The sequence below is a fragment of the Petrotoga sp. 9PWA.NaAc.5.4 genome, assembly GCF_002895485.1.
Lineage (GTDB): Bacteria > Thermotogota > Thermotogae > Petrotogales > Petrotogaceae > AZRK01.
Window position 1 is genome coordinate 153,856 of the sequence record NZ_AZRK01000002.1, and the last position, 18,525, is coordinate 172,380.

The 18,525-nt window shown below is 28.3% G+C and carries 19 protein-coding genes; all 19 read right to left on the reverse strand.

What is annotated here, in order from left to right:
* Positions 1–62 precede the first annotated feature (62 nt).
* Positions 63–1,004: an ABC transporter substrate-binding protein gene (locus tag X924_RS02115; protein ID WP_121957299.1), complete on the reverse strand. Its 942-nt coding sequence runs from the start codon at positions 1,002–1,004 to the stop codon at positions 63–65.
* Between the two features lie 313 nt (positions 1,005–1,317).
* The gene (gene cls, locus X924_RS02120; RefSeq protein WP_121957422.1) at positions 1,318–2,784 is read right to left on the reverse strand and encodes a cardiolipin synthase; all 1,467 of its coding nucleotides are present in this window, start codon (positions 2,782–2,784) and stop codon (positions 1,318–1,320) included.
* An 11-nt stretch (positions 2,785–2,795) separates the two neighbouring features.
* Positions 2,796–3,482: a thymidylate kinase gene (locus X924_RS02125; RefSeq protein ID WP_121957300.1), complete on the reverse strand. Its 687-nt coding sequence runs from the start codon at positions 3,480–3,482 to the stop codon at positions 2,796–2,798.
* A 218-nt stretch (positions 3,483–3,700) separates the two neighbouring features.
* On the reverse strand, positions 3,701–4,264 hold the full coding sequence (locus tag X924_RS02130; protein WP_121957301.1) for a chromate transporter: 564 nt from the start codon (positions 4,262–4,264) through the stop codon (positions 3,701–3,703).
* On the reverse strand, positions 4,261–4,800 hold the full coding sequence (locus X924_RS02135) for a chromate transporter (RefSeq protein ID WP_121957302.1): 540 nt from the start codon (positions 4,798–4,800) through the stop codon (positions 4,261–4,263). The genes X924_RS02130 and X924_RS02135 overlap by 4 nt, the downstream gene beginning before the upstream one ends.
* 18 nt (positions 4,801–4,818) lie before the next feature.
* Positions 4,819–5,937, reverse strand: a complete 1,119-nt coding sequence (locus X924_RS02140) for a TM0106 family RecB-like putative nuclease (RefSeq protein WP_158245280.1) — start codon at positions 5,935–5,937, stop codon at positions 4,819–4,821.
* A 28-nt stretch (positions 5,938–5,965) separates the two neighbouring features.
* Entirely contained in the window at positions 5,966–8,032 is a 2,067-nt protein-coding gene (gene glyS, locus X924_RS02145; protein ID WP_121957304.1) for a glycine--tRNA ligase subunit beta, read from the reverse strand.
* Positions 8,025–8,888 (reverse strand): glycine--tRNA ligase subunit alpha, encoded by an 864-nt coding sequence (locus X924_RS02150; RefSeq protein WP_121957305.1) that lies wholly within the window; start codon positions 8,886–8,888, stop codon positions 8,025–8,027. Before X924_RS02150 ends, glyS begins: the two co-directional genes overlap by 8 nt.
* Positions 8,889–8,903: 15 nt before the next feature.
* Positions 8,904–10,568, reverse strand: a complete 1,665-nt coding sequence (locus X924_RS02155; RefSeq protein WP_121957306.1) for a DAK2 domain-containing protein — start codon at positions 10,566–10,568, stop codon at positions 8,904–8,906.
* 16 nt (positions 10,569–10,584) lie between these two features.
* The gene (locus X924_RS02160) at positions 10,585–10,929 is read right to left on the reverse strand and encodes an Asp23/Gls24 family envelope stress response protein (RefSeq protein ID WP_121957307.1); all 345 of its coding nucleotides are present in this window, start codon (positions 10,927–10,929) and stop codon (positions 10,585–10,587) included.
* A gap of 44 nt (positions 10,930–10,973) precedes the next feature.
* Positions 10,974–11,786 (reverse strand): AmmeMemoRadiSam system protein B, encoded by an 813-nt coding sequence (gene amrB, locus X924_RS02165; protein ID WP_233186556.1) that lies wholly within the window; start codon positions 11,784–11,786, stop codon positions 10,974–10,976.
* A gap of 37 nt (positions 11,787–11,823) precedes the next feature.
* Positions 11,824–13,968: a hypothetical protein gene (locus X924_RS02170; protein ID WP_121957309.1), complete on the reverse strand. Its 2,145-nt coding sequence runs from the start codon at positions 13,966–13,968 to the stop codon at positions 11,824–11,826.
* 81 nt (positions 13,969–14,049) lie between these two features.
* Entirely contained in the window at positions 14,050–14,571 is a 522-nt protein-coding gene (locus tag X924_RS02175; RefSeq protein WP_146255655.1) for a hypothetical protein, read from the reverse strand.
* Positions 14,572–14,661: 90 nt separating this feature from the next.
* Positions 14,662–15,057 carry a hypothetical protein gene (locus X924_RS02180; RefSeq protein ID WP_121957311.1) on the reverse strand — a complete coding sequence of 132 codons (396 nt, stop codon included), beginning with the start codon at positions 15,055–15,057 and terminating at the stop codon, positions 14,662–14,664.
* Complete coding sequence (locus X924_RS02185; protein ID WP_121957312.1) at positions 15,038–15,487, reverse strand: hypothetical protein; 450 nt, start codon at positions 15,485–15,487, stop codon at positions 15,038–15,040. The genes X924_RS02180 and X924_RS02185 overlap by 20 nt, the downstream gene beginning before the upstream one ends.
* 40 nt (positions 15,488–15,527) lie before the next feature.
* On the reverse strand, positions 15,528–15,950 hold the full coding sequence (locus X924_RS02190; RefSeq protein WP_121957313.1) for a hypothetical protein: 423 nt from the start codon (positions 15,948–15,950) through the stop codon (positions 15,528–15,530).
* Positions 15,937–17,076 (reverse strand): type II secretion system F family protein, encoded by a 1,140-nt coding sequence (locus X924_RS02195; protein ID WP_121957314.1) that lies wholly within the window; start codon positions 17,074–17,076, stop codon positions 15,937–15,939. Before X924_RS02195 ends, X924_RS02190 begins: the two co-directional genes overlap by 14 nt.
* On the reverse strand, positions 17,054–17,725 hold the full coding sequence (locus tag X924_RS02200) for a hypothetical protein (protein WP_121957315.1): 672 nt from the start codon (positions 17,723–17,725) through the stop codon (positions 17,054–17,056). The genes X924_RS02195 and X924_RS02200 overlap by 23 nt, the downstream gene beginning before the upstream one ends.
* Complete coding sequence (locus tag X924_RS02205; RefSeq protein WP_158245281.1) at positions 17,725–18,525, reverse strand: patatin-like phospholipase family protein; 801 nt, start codon at positions 18,523–18,525, stop codon at positions 17,725–17,727. Before X924_RS02205 ends, X924_RS02200 begins: the two co-directional genes overlap by 1 nt.

An 18,525-nucleotide genomic window follows, 5' to 3' on the forward strand; every position in this document is an offset into this window, starting at 1 on the left:
GGTAATTGCATATTTTAAAACCTATGAGCAAGCTTTATGAATTATAATTAATATTTAGATTTTCACAAACTACCTACCACTTCATCTGCTATATCTATAAATTCTTGAGGAACCTTTACATTAAGTTTTTTTGCTCTATCTAAATTTATATAAAAAGTTAAAGCGTTTGCTCCAACTATTCTTGATTCAATTTCAGAAGGTTTCTTTCCGTTTATAAGATCTAACACGATTTTTCCTGTTTCTATACCTACTTGATAATAATTAAATCCGAAACCTATAACCGAAGTATTTTTAGCTATGTCTATATCTCCTGCAATAACGGGGATACCCAATTTATCAAAAATTTGACCTAAAATTTCTGCTGAAGAGGCTACAAGGTTATCTGTATATAGATAAGCAATATCTATTCTATTAGCGTTAGCATTCAACGAAGTAACAAGTTCATTCACAGTTGTTCCGGTAATTTCTATAACTTTAAAATTAAGTGCTGGAGCAATTCTTTTCGTTTCCTGAGCTAAAAATACCGAATTGGCTTCACCAGGATTGTAAAGTATCGCTAAATTTTTGGCTTCTGGAAATATGGTTCTCATTAAGTTAACGTGTGTTTCTACTGGTACCATATCGCTTATTCCTACGACGTTTCCAGGATTTTTACCCCATTTTGGAATTAACCCGGCACTTATCGGATCTGTAACGGCACTAAATACAACTGGTTTATCTTTTATAGTTGTTGCCGCTGCTTGGGCAGAAGGAGTTGCTATAGCAACGATTATATCCACATCTGTTTTAAATTTATTGGCTATTGCAATTGCATTTTGAAAATTATTTTGAGCACTTTGGTGGTCAACTTCAAATTTTACTCCAGATTCATTTAAATAGTCTACTATACCGTCATAGATTTTGTTTAAAGCGGGATGATCAACAATTTGGGTAATACCTATTTTTACAGAAAATGCCATCGAGAATAATAACAATACTATCAACATCACTCCAACTTTTTTCATATCGTTACACCTCCTGAATTTTTTATGACCCCGATTTGTCAACTTACGTTTATAAAAAAAGGTGTCTACTTTTTGTAGACACCCAATTTGTTTAGCCTCTGCTTGTAATTTCTGAAAAGGTATCAGAAGGCACCAAATTGGGTGTCTTTCCAATACCAAAAGTAAAAATGTTTTTTATTTTCAAACTTTAAATTATCAATATTCTTAAAGATTTGTACATATGAAATTTTTTTCATAGTAATCTCCTATTCAACTAAAATTAATTTTTTTAATTATACCACCAATAACTTAGATTTGTCAATAGATAAAAATTTTACAAAAGATTTGAAAAGATTCTGCAAAAAGCTTCGGTAAATTTAATTGGTAACGGTAATTTATCAAAATAATCAAAAGAAACTTTCGTACTTATACTTAAATCGTCAAAAAAAATTTTTTCAATTTCCTGAGTTTTTTCTTTGTCAAATATTAATAAATTTGTTTCATAGTTCAAATCCATGCTCCTAATATCTAAGTTAGCTGTTCCTACAGTGGATATTGTACCATCTATTGACACAAACTTTGAATGCGTAAATCTATCTTTAGGATAAAGAAATACTTCTGCTCCATATTTTACAAGTTCTTCCAAATAAGTTCTTGAAGCATAATAGACTAAAAAATGATCTCCTTTTTCGGGGAACAATATTTTTACATTTACTCCAGAAAGAGAAGCTACTTTTAAATCAGTAATAATACTTTCATTTGGAATAAAATAAGGAGAAGCTAAATAAATATGATCTGTTGCAATTGATATCATCTTATGGATCATTTGCATTATGGATGAAGATTCGGATTCTGGTCCGCTCACAGCTATTTGTAATAAAGAATTTCCTATATTTTCTTGTTTTTTGAAATATTTTTTTAAATCTTCAGGGTTTTCATTTTTTCTCTCGATTTGTTTTATTTTGTAATAATCTTCTAAAAAAACTTTTTGAAGCCCATTTACTGCTTCACCTATTACTTTCAAATGTAAATCTCTCCAATATCCAAGATCACTATTTCCAATATACTCATCTCCTATATTTATACCGCCTACATAAGCAATTTCGCCATCTATAACAGCTATCTTTCTATGATTTCTATAATTTACTTGCGTATTTATAAATTTTAAAACGGGAGAAAGAAAATAAGTGTAAAAAGCAACATCTATACCGGCTTTTTTTAAATCTTGAATATAACTTTTTTTAAGTCTGCCAGATCCGATTTTATCCATAATAAACTTTATTTCTACGCCTTCTATAGCTTTTTTTATAAGAAGATTTTTCAATTTTTCGCCTGTTTCGTCACTTTTTACGATATAGTATTCTAAATGTATACTTTCTTTTGCATTTTCAATGTCTTTAAAAAAAGAACCAAATTTTTCCCTGCCATCCTTAAAAATTGTTACTTCATTGTTAGAAAACAAAGGAGATCTTGAATTCTTTTTTAGAAGTGTTATTAGTTGTAAATATTCTACAGGTATATTTTCACCAAACGCTTCCATAAGTTTTTCTTTTTCTTTATCGGTTATGCTATGATTATAATCTAAATAAAGATTACTTGTTAACTTTTTCTTTTTCCAATTTCTTCCAAAAAAAAGATAAACTCCAAAACCTATTAACGGAAATACCGCAAATACTAAAAGCCAACTAATAGTTTTTTCGGGCCTTTTCCTTTCTAATATAACTATTGTTATTGCTATAACAGCATAGATTAAAACAAGAAACGTCCAGTATCCAAATTTGTAAACTAAAGCAAATGCCATATATTTCTCACCTAATCTTTTATTTGTTTCCAAAACGAGTATATTTCTTCGTGTATTTTTTCTATTGTTTTTAACTCTCTATTGTTTTTTAAACAATCTATTATCTTCCAATTATATTTATAAGCAATATATTTAGCGTTTTTGTATGTTTTATTTATGTAATTAAGATCGTTTTCATGTATGTCTAACTTTCCCAATCCCTCAACTTTTTGTACTCTTTTTTTAAGTAAGTTAATACTAATTTCCGGAGGAATATCCAAAAATATAACATAAGAAGGAATAGGAAGATTAAATTTATTAAATTCTAAATCCCATAACCAATCCAAAAAATTATCTTTATCTTTTTCATTTTCAAATTTTGAAGACTGATAAATCATATTTGAAGTAGTATATCTGTCACACAATATAGTAACTCCAGATTCATAAAACTGTTTTAATTCTTTCGTATAAGTTGCAAACCTATCAACAGCAAAAAAAGTGGAAGCGGCATAGGGATTTACTGATTCAGGATCTTCTCCAAATTCTCCTCTAAGGTACATTTTTATGAGGCTTGAAGATTCACTTTTATAGTTTGGAAATTCAGCCTTTAAGATGGGAAAGTTTTCATTTTTTAATCGATTATAGAGTAATTCGATTTGAGTGGCTTTGCCGCTAGCATCGGTACCTGATTCAATAACAATTAACTTTCCTTTTTTCATATTTTATAAACTCCCTATGGTTAAATTTTTACTCATTTTAGAAATCTTGAAATCTCATTTATATATGTGGTAGAGTTAAATTTTTTATAAAGTGTCTTCTCATTTGGAAACTCTCATGGAGAATGTTTTTACATGTAATTACATTAATACTTTCGGTACTTTTAGTCAAGGATATGATACACCTTGTCTTGGTTTTAGCAGATTAAATATTTTTTTAATTAGAACTTAAATATAATACCTATAACAGCAGCTATTCCAAGATATATTACAGGATGGAACTTAAATTTCTTCATTAAAAAAATAATGACTACAAATAAAATAATCGCCTTGTAATTAAATAGAGAAAAAAATTTGCTCGTTTCTAAAAAAAGATTAAGATTTAAAAGAGAAACTTTAGCAACTTCATAAGCAGCAGCACCAATTAATCCAATAACAGCAGGCCTTAATGTATAAAAGCCATTTTTTATAAGTGGTTTTTCATTTATTTTACCAAAATATTTTGCTATCAAACTAATTATTATTATTGAAGGTGTAACTATCCCAATTGTTGCCAATATCCCTCCAAACACACCTGCAGTCTTAAAGCCAACAAAAGTAGCTGTATTTATACCAATAGGTCCAGGGGTTGATTCCGATATTGCTATCATATCGGCAAGCTCTTGAGAGGTTATCCAACCATACTTATCGACAAGATCTTGCAGAAAAGGAAGAGTTGCTAATCCCCCACCTATAGAAAATAAACCTATTTTGAAGAATTCAAAAAATAAAGTTAAGTAAATCATTTACTATCAGCCTTGTTTAATTTAATTATATTTCCAACTGCAAAAGATATTATTATAACTATAACTGGTGAAATGTCAATAAGAGCAACTCCTAAAAAAGAAATTAAAAATACTATAACACCAATATAATCTTTAACCGATTTTTTCCACATATTAATTATTGTATTTAGAATTAAAGCTATTACAGCTACGCGTATTCCTCCAAATGCATTTTGAACTATTGTATAATCTTGAAACTTCTGAAAAAAGGCAGCTATAATGCTAATTATAACCAAAGACGGAAATACCATCCCTAAGCTGGCTACAATGGCTCCTATAACTCCTTTTAATTTATATCCCACAAACGTTGCAGTATTTATAGCTATTATTCCCGGAGTACTTTGACCTATAGCGTAATAATCTATTATCTCTTCTTCACTAACCCATTTTCTTTTTTTAACTAATTCTTCTTGCATCATAGGGAGCATAGCATATCCACCACCAAAAGTCAAACTCCCAATGCGAGCAAACGTTGTAAATATATCTAATAAAATCATAGAAAACGGCAACCTCACTTAAGCATTTTCATTATTTGTAATATTTTTTAACTTTTCTATTACTAATTTAGTAGCTCTACAATCTTGCTCATTATATTTAAAAATTCTTTTTAAAGCTTCTTTGTCTCCTTTTAAATAAGCTCGATATTCAATAATAACTGCAAAACCATTTAATTCGGTTTTCCATTCAAAACCAAAATATTTGCTTATATCCTTTAATGAATAAGAAACCACAGGCAAAGTATAATTTTCATTGACAATCTCAAATAAATCTACAGATTTTGAGATTATTTTCCTAATTTTACCTTTAAGGTCCGGATAATTAAATGTAAACTTATTTAAAGCTTTTATATCATTCTTGTCGTAATGAATCAGGAACTTATCTTTCGAATAAAGAAAATCTATCATCTTATGAATAGTTTTAGCACCATTATTTCCTATAAAAAAAGGATAATAATCATCATTATCTAAAAATCCAAATAAAAAGTCCTTGTTCATATAAGTTTCAACGTCAAAAACAATATAATCATTCGGAAAAATGTACTTGCCAACAACAAAAGTTTCATCTTTTATCAAAGATCTTAAGTTATATAAAGGTTTCCTAAATTTTTTGTCTAACTTTTCTATTTGATCAGTAGCTATAACAGTTATAGGATCTAAATTCATTTTATTTAGTTGTTCAACTACTTGCTGGCTGAAGTTTGGAACTACAGAAAAATCTCCTTGCTTTAGAAATTCCAAGTGACAAGATTTTTTTATTTTACAAAATTTACAATGGCTTCCATGAGTTTTTCTGGTATTTTTGAGGTTATTGAGTTCCTTTTTTATCCATTTTTCTCTAAGTAAGATGTCACTATAGTTTACTTCGTAAGTAGCATTTAAAGTTTCTAATATTATTCTTTTTAAATTTTCATCTTTTTCTTTGAAATGATAATAAGCGGCATATATGTGAAGCCAATATGATTTTTTGAAATTTTTACCAAATCTGCTTATCTTAATTACACCGTTTTCCAAGGGTTCATAATTTGCTTCGATTTGGAGACCATCTATACTAGTCGTAAAATATGTTCCTTTTCTTTTATACGTAGGTACAAAATAACTACAATTTTTATAGTTTTCATAGTATAACAAATCCATCTTATTTATACACACCTTATCTTTATATTCAACCTTTGTAAAGTTTTTCAATATCTCCGATTTCATAAAAAAGGCTCGATAAATTCTTTAAAAAACTTAACCTATTAATTCTAATAGCTTCATCTTGTGACATAACAAAAACATTATCAAAATATCTATCTATATCTTCTTTTAAAGAAACAAGAGTCAATATAGCGCTTTCATAATCCAATTGTTTTATATATTTCTCAAATTCAGCTTTAACTTCCAAATATCTTTGAAACAATAATTTTTCTTCCTTTTCAACAAAAAGACGCCCTTCATAATCGTAACTCGAATGATTTTTAGAGATATTATTAATCCTTTGAAATGCGATTATAAAATTTTTAAACTCTTCCTTGTCTATATATTTGCTTATTGCTTTAGCTGATAGATAAGATCTCAAAGGTCTAAAGCAGTTTATCAAAACAGCGTTTGAAGCTTCTTTGGGAATGTTTTCCTTTTCTAATATTGTTTCTAATCTACTACTTATAAAATCTTTTAATATTTCTTCTTTTCCATCTAATGAAACGTCAGATTTACCCGCATCAAAATAATTTTTCTCTGCAAGAATTAAAAGCTCTTTTAAATCAAGATCCCACTCATATGTAATTAATATTCTAAGGATTCCAAAAGTTTTCCTTCTTAAACCAAAAGGGTCTTTTGAACCGGAAGGAATTTTATTCATTCCAAAATATCCAACCAAATCATCAATTTTATCAGCCAAAGACACAATATTAGCAACTATATTATTTGAAACTTCTCCATTTTCTGAAATAGGTTTATAATGTTCTTGAACAGTTTGATAAACGTCTTCATTTTCACCTTTGTATTTTAAATAAATTTTACCCATGATACCTTGTAGTTCAGGAAATTCATAAACAATTTTCGAGGGTATATCTATTTTGCACAGCATTGCAGCTCTTTCTATAATTTCTAATTTTTTGAAGTTAAGTTTTTGTGCTATTTCTATAGATAATTTAGAAATTCTTTCGACTTTTTCTTTATAATTTCCGAGTCCCTGTTGATATACTATATCTTTAAGTTCAGCCAATCTCTTTTCTATATCAACTTTTAAATCGTCTTCGTAGTAAAAAGCAGCGTCATCTAAACGAGCATTAATTACTCTAGTGTAACCTTTAATTACATTTTGCTCTCTTCCAAAACCATCTTGAAAAGATATGAAATAATTCGTAAGTTTATTGTTTTTTTTGGCAATAAAACTTCTTTGATGATGTTTTATAGCTATTGTAGCTATTTCCTGGGGTAAGAATAAGTACTTCTCATCAAATTTCCCTAAAACAGCTGAAGGATATTCTGTTAACTTGGAAATTTCTTCCACTAAGTCTTCGTGGTTTTCCAATTGTACCGTGAAATTGTTAGTTTTCTCTATCGTGTTTATTTGATTTTTTATCCTTTCTTGTCTTTCATTCAGCGTTGGAATCACATAGTTTTCTTTCAAAATGTCAAAAAAACTATCTATGTCTTTTATCTCTATTTTTTTACCAAAAAAACGGTGACCAATTGTTACATTACTTGATTTTTTTCCAAAAAGTTCAAAATCTATGATTTCTTTGTTGTATAAAGCTAAAATCCAATGAACTGGTCTAACAAAACTAAATTCTCCTTTTCCCCATCTCATCGGTTTTTTAAAATTCATATTGTTTATAATCTCGGCAAAAATTCTTTTTAATAAATCTTTGATAAATTCACCTTTTTTTATTAATTCAGCAAAGGCATATTCAACACCATTTATATTTTTAAATTTTATTTCTTCTAAATCTATCCCTAAACTTTTCGAAAAACCTTCAAGAGCGTTAGTGGGATTGTTTTTTTCATCAAAGCATATCTTTTTTGGTGGTCCTTTTCTTTCTTCTTTTTGATCTGGTTGCTTATCAGGTAGTCCTTCAATGTAGATTCCAAAACGTCTTGGAGAGATAAAAGTTTTAAAATGTGTAAAAGTAATTTTATTTTTCTCAAAAGACCTTTTGAGGTTATCTTCTAACTGATATATTATGTTATCATATTCACTTGGCGGTAAATCTTCGACACCTATTTCGAATAAAGCTTTATTCAACGTTTATAACCTCCAATTTTAAACTTCTTTGGTAAAGTTCTGCACAATTTTTTGCCATATTTCTTATTTCCAAAATATATTTCTGTCTTTCATTTGTGCTAATAGCATTTCTTGCATCTAACAAGTTAAAAACATGCGCCGATTTAGCTAAATAATCGTAAGCAGGTAAATATAAATCTTTAACGATTAATCTTTTAAACTCTTTTTTGTACATTTCATAGAGAGAATGAAGCATATCAACATCAGCCTCTTCAAAATTATATATTGAAAACTGCCTTTCATTTTCTTTGTATATTTCTTTGTACTTAACATTTTTGTTCCACTTTGTTTCGTAGACGTTGTCAAGACCTTGTAGATACATAGCTATTCTTTCTACACCATAAGTTAGTTCTACAGGGATAAATTGTAAAGTAATTCCTCCCATTTGCTGAAAATAAGTAAATTGGGTTATTTCCATACCATCAAGCCAAACCTCCCAACCGACTCCCCACGCACCAAGCGTCGGAGATTCCCAATTGTCCTCAACAAACCTTATATCATGATCTTTTGGACTAAGACCTAATGAATTTAAAGAATTTAAATATATTTCTTGAACATCCTCTGGTGATGGTTTCAAAATTACTTGATACTGATAAAATCTTTGCATTCTATTAGGATTTTCTCCATACCTCCCATCGGTAGGTCTACGGCATGGCTGAGCATATGCCACTTTCCATGGGGTATTTCCTAAAGAACGAAAAAAAGTAGAAGGGCTGTAAGTTCCAGCCCCCATTTCTAAATCATAGGGCTGATCTATTACACAACCCTGATCAGCCCAAAATTTTTCTAATGTTATTATCACATCTTGAATATACAAAGTTTATAACCCCCGTTATTCAACCGAAATAAGTAAAGGATAGTGCATTTGTCCGCCTTCATGAACTTCAATTTCGATATTAGGATATTTTTTGTTCAAATTTTTTATTAGTTGATCTATTTTTTCTTTTTTAGCGCCGTCACCGTAAATGATTGTAACAATTTCATAACCTTTTTTTATAAGTTCTTCTATTACTTTTTCAGTTTCCTTATAAACGTTTTTACTATGTGCCTTCAATTCTTTACCTACAAAAATTAAGTATTCCCCTTTTTTTATTTTTTCTCCGTTGATTTGTGAATCTCTCACTGCATAAGTTACTTCTATAGGTACTACGGATTTAATATATTGCATCATAGATTCTATTAGATATTCTTTTTCAAGATTATCATCAAAACCTAACATGGCACTTATGCCTTCTTGGACATATTTAGTAGGAAAAACTATAACTTCCTTATCTGTCAATTCGCTGGCTTTTTCGGCTGCTAATATTATATTTGCATTGTTAGGAAGAATAATAACCTTTTTTTGAGGGAGCTTATTAATTGCATCTGCAAAATCTTTTACACTCGGATTGGTTGTTTGACCACCAAATATTATTTGGTCTACTCCCAAGTTCTTAAAAATTTTGGAAATGCCTTTACCGGGCGAAACAGCAATTATACCCCACCTTTTGTTTCTTGAATCGTTATTTTCTGCAACTGTTGCATGTATAATTTCTTGAGAAGCTGCTTTTTGTTCTTCAATTACGTGTTCATGTTGAGTTTTCATATTATCCACTTTAACTTTAACCAATTCTCCATATTCAAGAAATTTTTCGAAAACACTCCCCGGATGATTAGTATGAACATGAGTTTTTAAAATATCATCTTGATTAACTAAAACGATAGAATCACCTATATTTTCTAAGAAAGCTCTAATTTCTTCTAAATCACTTTTTTTTATCGGGACTTTGTTAAATTTAACTATAGCTTCTGTGCAATACTGAAAAGCTAGTTCTTCATATGCTATTTGAGCGAGACGTTCGGGAGAAGCTTCTTCCAATTCAGTTAAGGATATTTCCGTGTCACCATGTATAGCATCTCTCATACCTTTAAATATATACGCAAGTCCTTTTGCGCCAGCATCTACTACATTAGCATCACGTAACTTCTTTAAATACTTAGGAGTTTCTTCAACTATTTCAAAAGAATATTTAACAACGTAATCGAAGAAAATCAAAAAATCTTTCTCCACATGCATCGTTTCCTGTGTCTTTTCTGAAAGTCTTCTTATGAGCGTTAACATAGTTCCTTCAACAGGTTTCATAACAGCATTATACGCTTTTTCCTTAGCATTGTTAAAAGCTTTGATAAAATCCTGAGTATTTATCCTGCTTTTTTTTTCAAACACTTCAGTAATGCCTCTAAAAATCTGTGATAGTATTACTCCCGAATTTCCTCGAGCACCTAACAATAAGCCCTTTCTCAAAGCTTCCATCATTTCTTTCATATTGTTCTTATCTTCAACTTCATCCATCCATTTGCAAGCTTCCAGCATTCCTGCCAACATATTATTACCGGTATCACCATCTGGTACTGGAAAAACATTTAATGCATTAATTTCATCTTTGTTTTTAGACAATTCTTCAGTACCTTTTTTTAGAGCTATATATAAATCTTTAGCATTCAAATATCTTTTCATGAAAAAGCACCTTCTCTCAATACTTCAAGCCAGCTATATTTACATTCACCTTTATATTTCCAAAATTTATCATGGAACTGATTCTGTGATGAACATTTTCTTGAATATTCATAGCTACTTTTTTTATAGGAAGTCCATGTTCCAAGATCAAATAAAGATCTATTATCAAACCATTTTCACTTTCAGTAACATCAATTCCCTTATCTTCACTTCTTGCCCATAAGCTTGATATTTTATCAAAAAAACCCTGTTTTCCCGACATCTCAACAGCTCCATAAGATTCTATAACGGCCTTGTAAACTAAATCTTTAATCACTTCATTTTTAATATCGATAGTTCCTAATTCTGTTTCTATTAACATGAGGTCCACCTCCGTTATTTTATTTAAGTTTTTAAAACACTCAATCAGAAGCCTTCAAAAACCGCTGATAAATACCCCACAACGGCATTATAATCCCCACTTTTGTCACCACTTGTAGTATGATCAATTATTTCAACTTTTTTAAAGCCTATATTTAGTAGGGCAGCGACTGCTCCAAAACCACACATAGTGATATTGTATCTTTTTATTGTATCATACATTGCTTCTACATCCATGTTTTGAATTGCTTGTATAACTTTATTATCTTTTTCTATAGTTGTTAAATGATTCTCATAATGATTCATATCTGTGGAAGCAATTACTAAATCTCCTTCTTTCAGCAAGTTTCTTATAACATACGCTATTTTTTTTGCAGTTTCTAATCTCTGATCCATTAAGCATATAGGAACTATTTTGAAATTATTGCTCAGTACAAATTGTAAAAAAGGTAATTGCACTTCCAAACTATGTTCTTTAAAATGCGCGAATGGGTCGTTGCTTAAATTCAAATCTTTTATAATCTTTTGGCAAGCCTTATCATCTACATCAATTGTTCCAAGGGGTGTTTCCCAACTTCCTTCTTCAAACAAAGATATTGGTGATCCTAATCCAGTATGATTTGGGCCAATTAAAATTACTCTTTTAGCAATACCTTGTTCAAAAACTCTTTTATAGGCTTTCACAGCTGTTTCACCAGAATATATATAACCAGCATGGGGAGTTATAATTCCCATCGGTGAAATTATATGATTTGTGTCAGGACTGAAATTTTCACCGTAAAAATTTTTAAGGGTATTTTTTAACTTTTGCGGGTTTGAAGGATAAAAAGTGCCTGCCACTACTGCTTTTCTCTTCACAATTTATCCCTTCTTTTCTTGTAGATGCTTACAATTTTTAATAATGATCCTTCACGTCTGGTTGATTTAAAACCTCTACATGAATAAGAATTACTAAGTCATAGATATTTTCAGTTGTATCATATGTTGAGAAAAGTTTTCCTATTACTGGTATATTCTTTAAAATAGGAATGCCTTTCTCACTTTTTATTGTATTTGTAAAATTCAAACCACCTAATTTTATGAAACCACTATTTGGAATTATAAAATTACTTTTAATACTTCTTTCATCTACAATATTCTTCTCTTGATTTTTCAATTCACTAATACTCACTTCTAAAGTGGTATCTACCATTTTAGTAATATGATTATAATCGCCTTTTACATCTATTTTAAACCCAGATTCTATCTTAGAAGAAATCTTACCTTCTTCGTCGAAAATTGGAACAGACAATACAGATCTTATAGATGCAGTTTCACCTTCATTTACATATACTACGGGGTTTGAAACTAAAAAAGCACTATCTTTGCTACTCTCTATTATACCATTTCTTTGCTTAATTAATAGATATAATTCTTCTATGGATAATTTATCTATGTTTTGACCAGAAAAGACAAAGGTTTCATACTTTAATAATTTTTTGTTTTCAAAGAATCTGATCGTATTTTCTTCTATATAATCATAAATTATTCCTTGAGAAACTAAATAAGGCATCAATGTTGACATATTTAAATTAAAATTATTAATCATCACTTTTTTATTTTCTTCAAAGTCACAAATAACATTTATTTTTTCGGATTTTCCCACATAAAATAGTAAATCTTTTAAATAAATTTCACCCTGTATTTCTTCTAATGAAAGTGTTTTTATAATATTTTCTATTAAATCTTGTTTGTCTTCTTCGAATTCCAAACTATATAAAACTTTTTCTTTATAATTATCGATTTTTTGAAAAGTAATTTTTTGGTTCACTAATATTTTATCAAAAATTTCAGATATTTTAAAAGGTACAACTACAAGTTCTTTTTTTATAAAGGGTACAGATTCATTTTTTGAACCTTCATCAAAGGTTCTTTCAATGTCTTTATTCTCATTGTTAAGTAGTTCAATTATCTCTTTAGAAGCTTGAAGAGATTCAAAATTTCCATTTAAAAAAAATAGATTGTTCCCTAAATTATAGATATCTATTTCCATAACTCGGGTTAAAAAAGATAAATCATAATTTGACTTTACGATTATATAATTAACCTGATTCAAATTTTTTGTGTTTTCACTTAGATTTTGATTTACTGATGTAGATGTAAATAAATCCAAATTTTGTTGAGATATTTCTCCTTTATTGCTTTTGGATATATTGTCAAGAAAATTCACTAATTCTATAATTTGTTTTGCCTCTCTTTCTTTTGCTAAAATGGCGTAATAACTTTCTCCAAAGGATGCGACCTTACAATTAAAAAGTCCTTTAATAATATTTAAATCGTAATCTGATTCAATAAATAATAATTGTTCTTCTTCTTTAGTTTCTACTTTTTCGTTGGGCATTTCTAACTTAGTTATAGAAATGGGAGAACTTTCTAAGGCAAATTCTTCTTGTTTTTCCGTTTTACTTTCAACTATTATTGGCAGATCATTTTCAAAAGCCTCATTAGATTTTCCAACAAGTACAGTTTTTTTATCATAAAATATAATATTTAACTTATAAATATCTTCCAACATTCTTAAAAAATATTCAATATGAATTTCGTTTGTATTAAATGACAATTCAACATCAGGTACATCACTTGTTTTAATCCAATTCCAACCTGCATAATTGAAAATCATTTCTATCGCATCTTTTAGTTTTAACTTTTCAAAATTTATATTTTGAAATTGATAAGGTGAATATCCATAAAAAATAATTTTATCGTCATTTAATTCAACGCTTTTAGCAGGATAAAGCAACTTTATGGTAACTGTATTCTTAGAAGTTACAATTTCTTTAATGGGACCTTTTTTTATTTTTATGTTTTGGTCTTCGAATAGATTTTCCATAAATACAATTTTATAAATAGTCTTAGTATCATTAGAATAATACTGAAAATTACTTTCAGTTTCGAAAGAAATAAAGTTTGCATTTTTGGAAGAATCGTAATCTATATAAAATCCAAAAAATATAGATGAATAAATTAGTAAAACCAAAAAAGATATTAATTTTTTGTTCATAAAACCTCTCCTTTAATTTTCAATAACAGATGTCCAAATTTGTTATCTTTACTTTTTAAATTTAAAACCTTACTTTAGACTTTATTTATATAGTGCTTTTATTTGGCCATCTTCATCTATTAATAAAATTCCATCTTTAAAAGCTGCAATTACCTTATTTTCTCCAAGCTTGTCTCCTATGGCAAGTTTTAAAAGGCTATCATAAAAATATATAAAGCTTATAATCTCGCCTTTTGAGTCTTTAAAATATCCTGCAAATTCGATTCCTTGAGTTTCATACTTTGGTAAGGAATCTTTATATTTCCAGAGCTCGTTTAATTCTATCTCAAAGTAAGAAAAAAGGTTTGAGTTATTAAGTGCTATATATTTTGTAACTTCTAAAGAATCGATATTTTCTGCAATATAGTTAAATTGTGGATAAGAAAAAGAGGAGGAGATAACGAATTCATCTTTTAACTCGAGCAAACTGTAATTTTTACGTTTAATGGATAATTTTTCTATAATCATCTCGGTGTTTAATATTTTTTCTAATTCCTTTACCAGATTTTCAGAATCACAGTCCTTACTTATAGGATTCTCTGTTAATAAGGTATATTTTTCCATAGGACTCTCTATTTGATAGTCTGATATAAAAATTATGGCGATGATCAAAAAAAATATTATTGTTATATAATGTCTAATCATTTTAGTTGTCTACCTTTTGATTTCTAAAACGACGTAAAATTTTTCGCCTATTTTTAACTTTGAAATTTCATTGATTGAATATTTAGAAATAATTTTTTCATTTAATTCTAAAAGTGCCGATACTTTTGCAGTTGGGCCATTGGAGTAAGAATAATCGAATTCTATTAAATAAAATTCATTTTCTATTAAAAAAGTTAAAAATTCTTGTATTTCATTTCTTTGATTTTTTGACTGAGATAAGTAATTAAAATATGAAAGTTGTTCATATTCTTTAAATTTTTTATTATTTAAATACTCACTATACTTATCATATATTCGGAGTATCAAAATAAAAGAAAAAATTACCAAAATTGTTATCAATAAATAATTTATAATCTTTCTCAAATTAGATTCGATTAAAAACATTTTTCTTCTCCTGTAAGCTTCTTTTAGCGATAATAATCAATTCATCGTTATCAATAAAAAAAGTTGCTGCTTCTTTAGAAGGTAAGCCAGAAAAGGCGAATTCTTTGTTTCTTATAAACTCATAATTGTTGAAAGGTGTACCAACAATATAGTTACCTTCGGGCAACTCTAAAACCTTTTTCAAGATGATAGATTGAACGGGAAGATATATATCATATAATAAAGAATACTTACATCTTCTATAATCTCTTTTCGACATTACAAGGTAATAATTCGTATCCGAGGAATAAAGTTTTTTAAACTCAATAAGTTTATTTTTTATTTCTTCAAAGTAAATCTTTCTTAACTGAAAGTCATTCTTGAAAGGTTTTATGAATAAATCTAAATGATTTATACAGACTTTTTTTCCTTTATAATTGAATTTAATCATATTTCCTCTTTCTCTCATATTTGTCTACTAAAACACTATATTACGGGTTTGTTAAAGCCCCTGTAACTGGCACAACATTGAAAATAGTTTTTTTATCTTTGTTTACCAATCTTCCACCTGGACCCGTTATCCTTCCATATCTCCAAAATAAAGTTTTTGCTTGTGAACCCTCAATTTCGTATGTTATATCCATTGTGACAAATTTAACTTTCCCCTGAACTATTTGAGTATAATATATACCGTTTAGATTGTAATCGTCTCCATAATGCATAGAAGCGCTTCGAGTTTTATAAACTACTTCAGATGCAATGAATTTTTCTGTAAGGGCATTAAAATAACTTTGCAAAGGATATATTGTAAAAAAGCCTATAGTACTAAAAAACAGTATTTCTACAGCTAAATTTGTTATCAATTCCATTAGTAAAAATCCTTCTTTTAGTTGCTTAGAATTATGAAATTTCAAACCCAATTCCCCCTAAATAAACATTTGAATAAATTTCAAATGCAAGGCTTAACACAATTATAGATAAAAATATAATTAGAGTTGGTTCAAGCATTTTCATAATTTTTTCTACAGCGTTTTTAAAAGATGCATAATAAAACTTTTCTAAAAAATCGAAAACCTCTTTGTAATCTCCTTTCCATTTTGAAAGGCTCATTGTCAAAGAAAACTCTTTGATATCTTTTATTTTTGAAAAAACTTCGTTTAGATCTTTTCCGCTTTCTATTTCTATAGACGCTCCTAAAAACCTTGATAATATATATTGAGATTTTGTGTTAGAAAGAACAAGTTCTAAGGAATTGTAAATTGTTAAACCACTTTTCAATAGCAAGTTAATATCTCGAGTAAATTTATATAATATATAATTTTTGTATAATAATTTTAAAATAGGAACTTTTGTCCACATAATGTCATTTTTTTTCCCTAATAAAAAAATTATCAACCCATTCGAAAAAGTTATAAACATAAATATCAACAAATATGTTGATAACTCAATTTTTATTTCATAATCAAGCATTGAAGAAAACTGAGGAATAATTAAAAAATTTAAAAAAATTAATAAAATCATAATAGAACAAAGCACCATAAAGGGATAAATAAGTGATTTTTCTGCAGAAAGTTTTGAGAGTTTTACATTTTCATAATAATCTTTTAAATATGAAAGATTTTTTCTCAAGGAATCCTCTGTTTTAGATATGTTTAACGTGTATATAAAATATTGATCAAGTTCATAAAAATCAAAAGCTTTATTATAGTCAAATCCTTCTCTCAATAGAAAATAACTTTTGAACAATACACCTTTTATGAACTTATCAACTTCTTCGTTGAAAACTAGAAAATTTAGAGCATCCAATACAGTTAATCCAGAGTTTACAAGTAAGTATAAGTTATCAACAATTACTATCATTTTATCAACATTTAATTTTTTTGATGAAAAATAAAAGTTATCAACATTAATGTTGATAACTTTTATTTTCAGACTATTTAAAAAACTATATACTTCATCCTCATTATCCAAAAGAAGATAACAGTTATAGAATTTATTTAAAGTAATATCTTCAACTCTAACTCTGAATAGTTTTTTCATTATTTCCCCCTAAATCAAAGACCCTTACTCTATTTTTAGATTTAACTTTATTAATTCCTAATTCATAAAAGTATTTGCTTCTTATAACTTGAATAGATTTATACAATCTTTGTATAGTTGAATGTTTATAATACTCATAGGGTATCTCGTATATTTCTATTTCTTCGTCTTTCATTTCTAATAAAGAATAACAAGGGGTTCTTGTAAAAGAAGCTGTATTATAAAAATCATTAAAAGGGGGTCTCAAACCAGGCACAAGGGTCGAATAAAAAAAAGCCTCTTTTAAACTACCAACTTTTTTTAGAATTATTTCTTCTGTTTTTAAATTTATCAATTCTATTTCCAAATCTATTTTTAATTCGTTATCTTCTTTTAATTCATAGGCTAAATTTCCGTAATTGTGAGAAAGTTTCATACAATTTTTTATATTTCCTATGAAGAAATAATCTTTATCAATTATATTAAGATAAGGTTTTAAATATTTGATCGTATTTTCTAAAACATTTAATTTTTTTAATAATATACAAGATATACCAAACCCACTAAAACCATTTGTTATTATTTTATCATATTTTTCAAAATTCAAATTTTTAATTTTTTCTACTATCTCTATACCTTTCCATCCAAACCCACCTGTAACTAAAATCATTAAAGATTCTCCAATATATATTCTTTATTTTCAAAAATTGTTTTTTGACCAATTTCTATTAATTTTTCAGTTTGCGTAAAGTCTAATGTGTTGAAGTCTTGTGTAGGTAATTCAATAATTATATTATCTTCTTTAGATATATCTTCCATAATATTTTCCCTTATATTGTCTATTCTTTCAAACGCTTGTGCAGCGCTTTTAATTTCATTATATTTGATCTTTTTGGCTAAAAGTTTCAATCCTATTATCTTTTTTGCTCCTAACATTTTAGCAGGCAATATGGGAAGGTTTTCCAAAGTTCCTCCATCTATGTATTTTTTTCCATTAATCTTTACGGGTTTAAAAGCTCCTGGAATAGCCATGCTTGCTTTTAAAGCAGGCAGCACATATCCTTCGTCAAAAAAAATTTTTAATTCCCCATTTTCTATGTCTACTGCGGTACATGCAAATCTAATTTTCAAGTTTTCGAACTTCCAATCTTTTAAAAATCTTTTTAGAGGCCAAAAATATATGAAAGATGGCAAAGTCGATGGTAACAAATTAGCTCCAAAACATTCGATAAAAGAGGGTATTTGCCTTGAAGAGGGTGTTTTTTTCAAAAAAGTCAATTTTTGCAATCTTAAAGCATATTCATGCAATGCTTTAGCATTACCCAAAATAGCATAACCTGCTCCTACTAAAGCACCTATACTACTTCCTACTATCATATCGAATTTTAAACCCATTTTTTCTAATTCAAGTAGAGCGCCTACATGTGCAGCTCCTTTAGCTCCACCTCCAGACAAACAAATTGCAAGCAA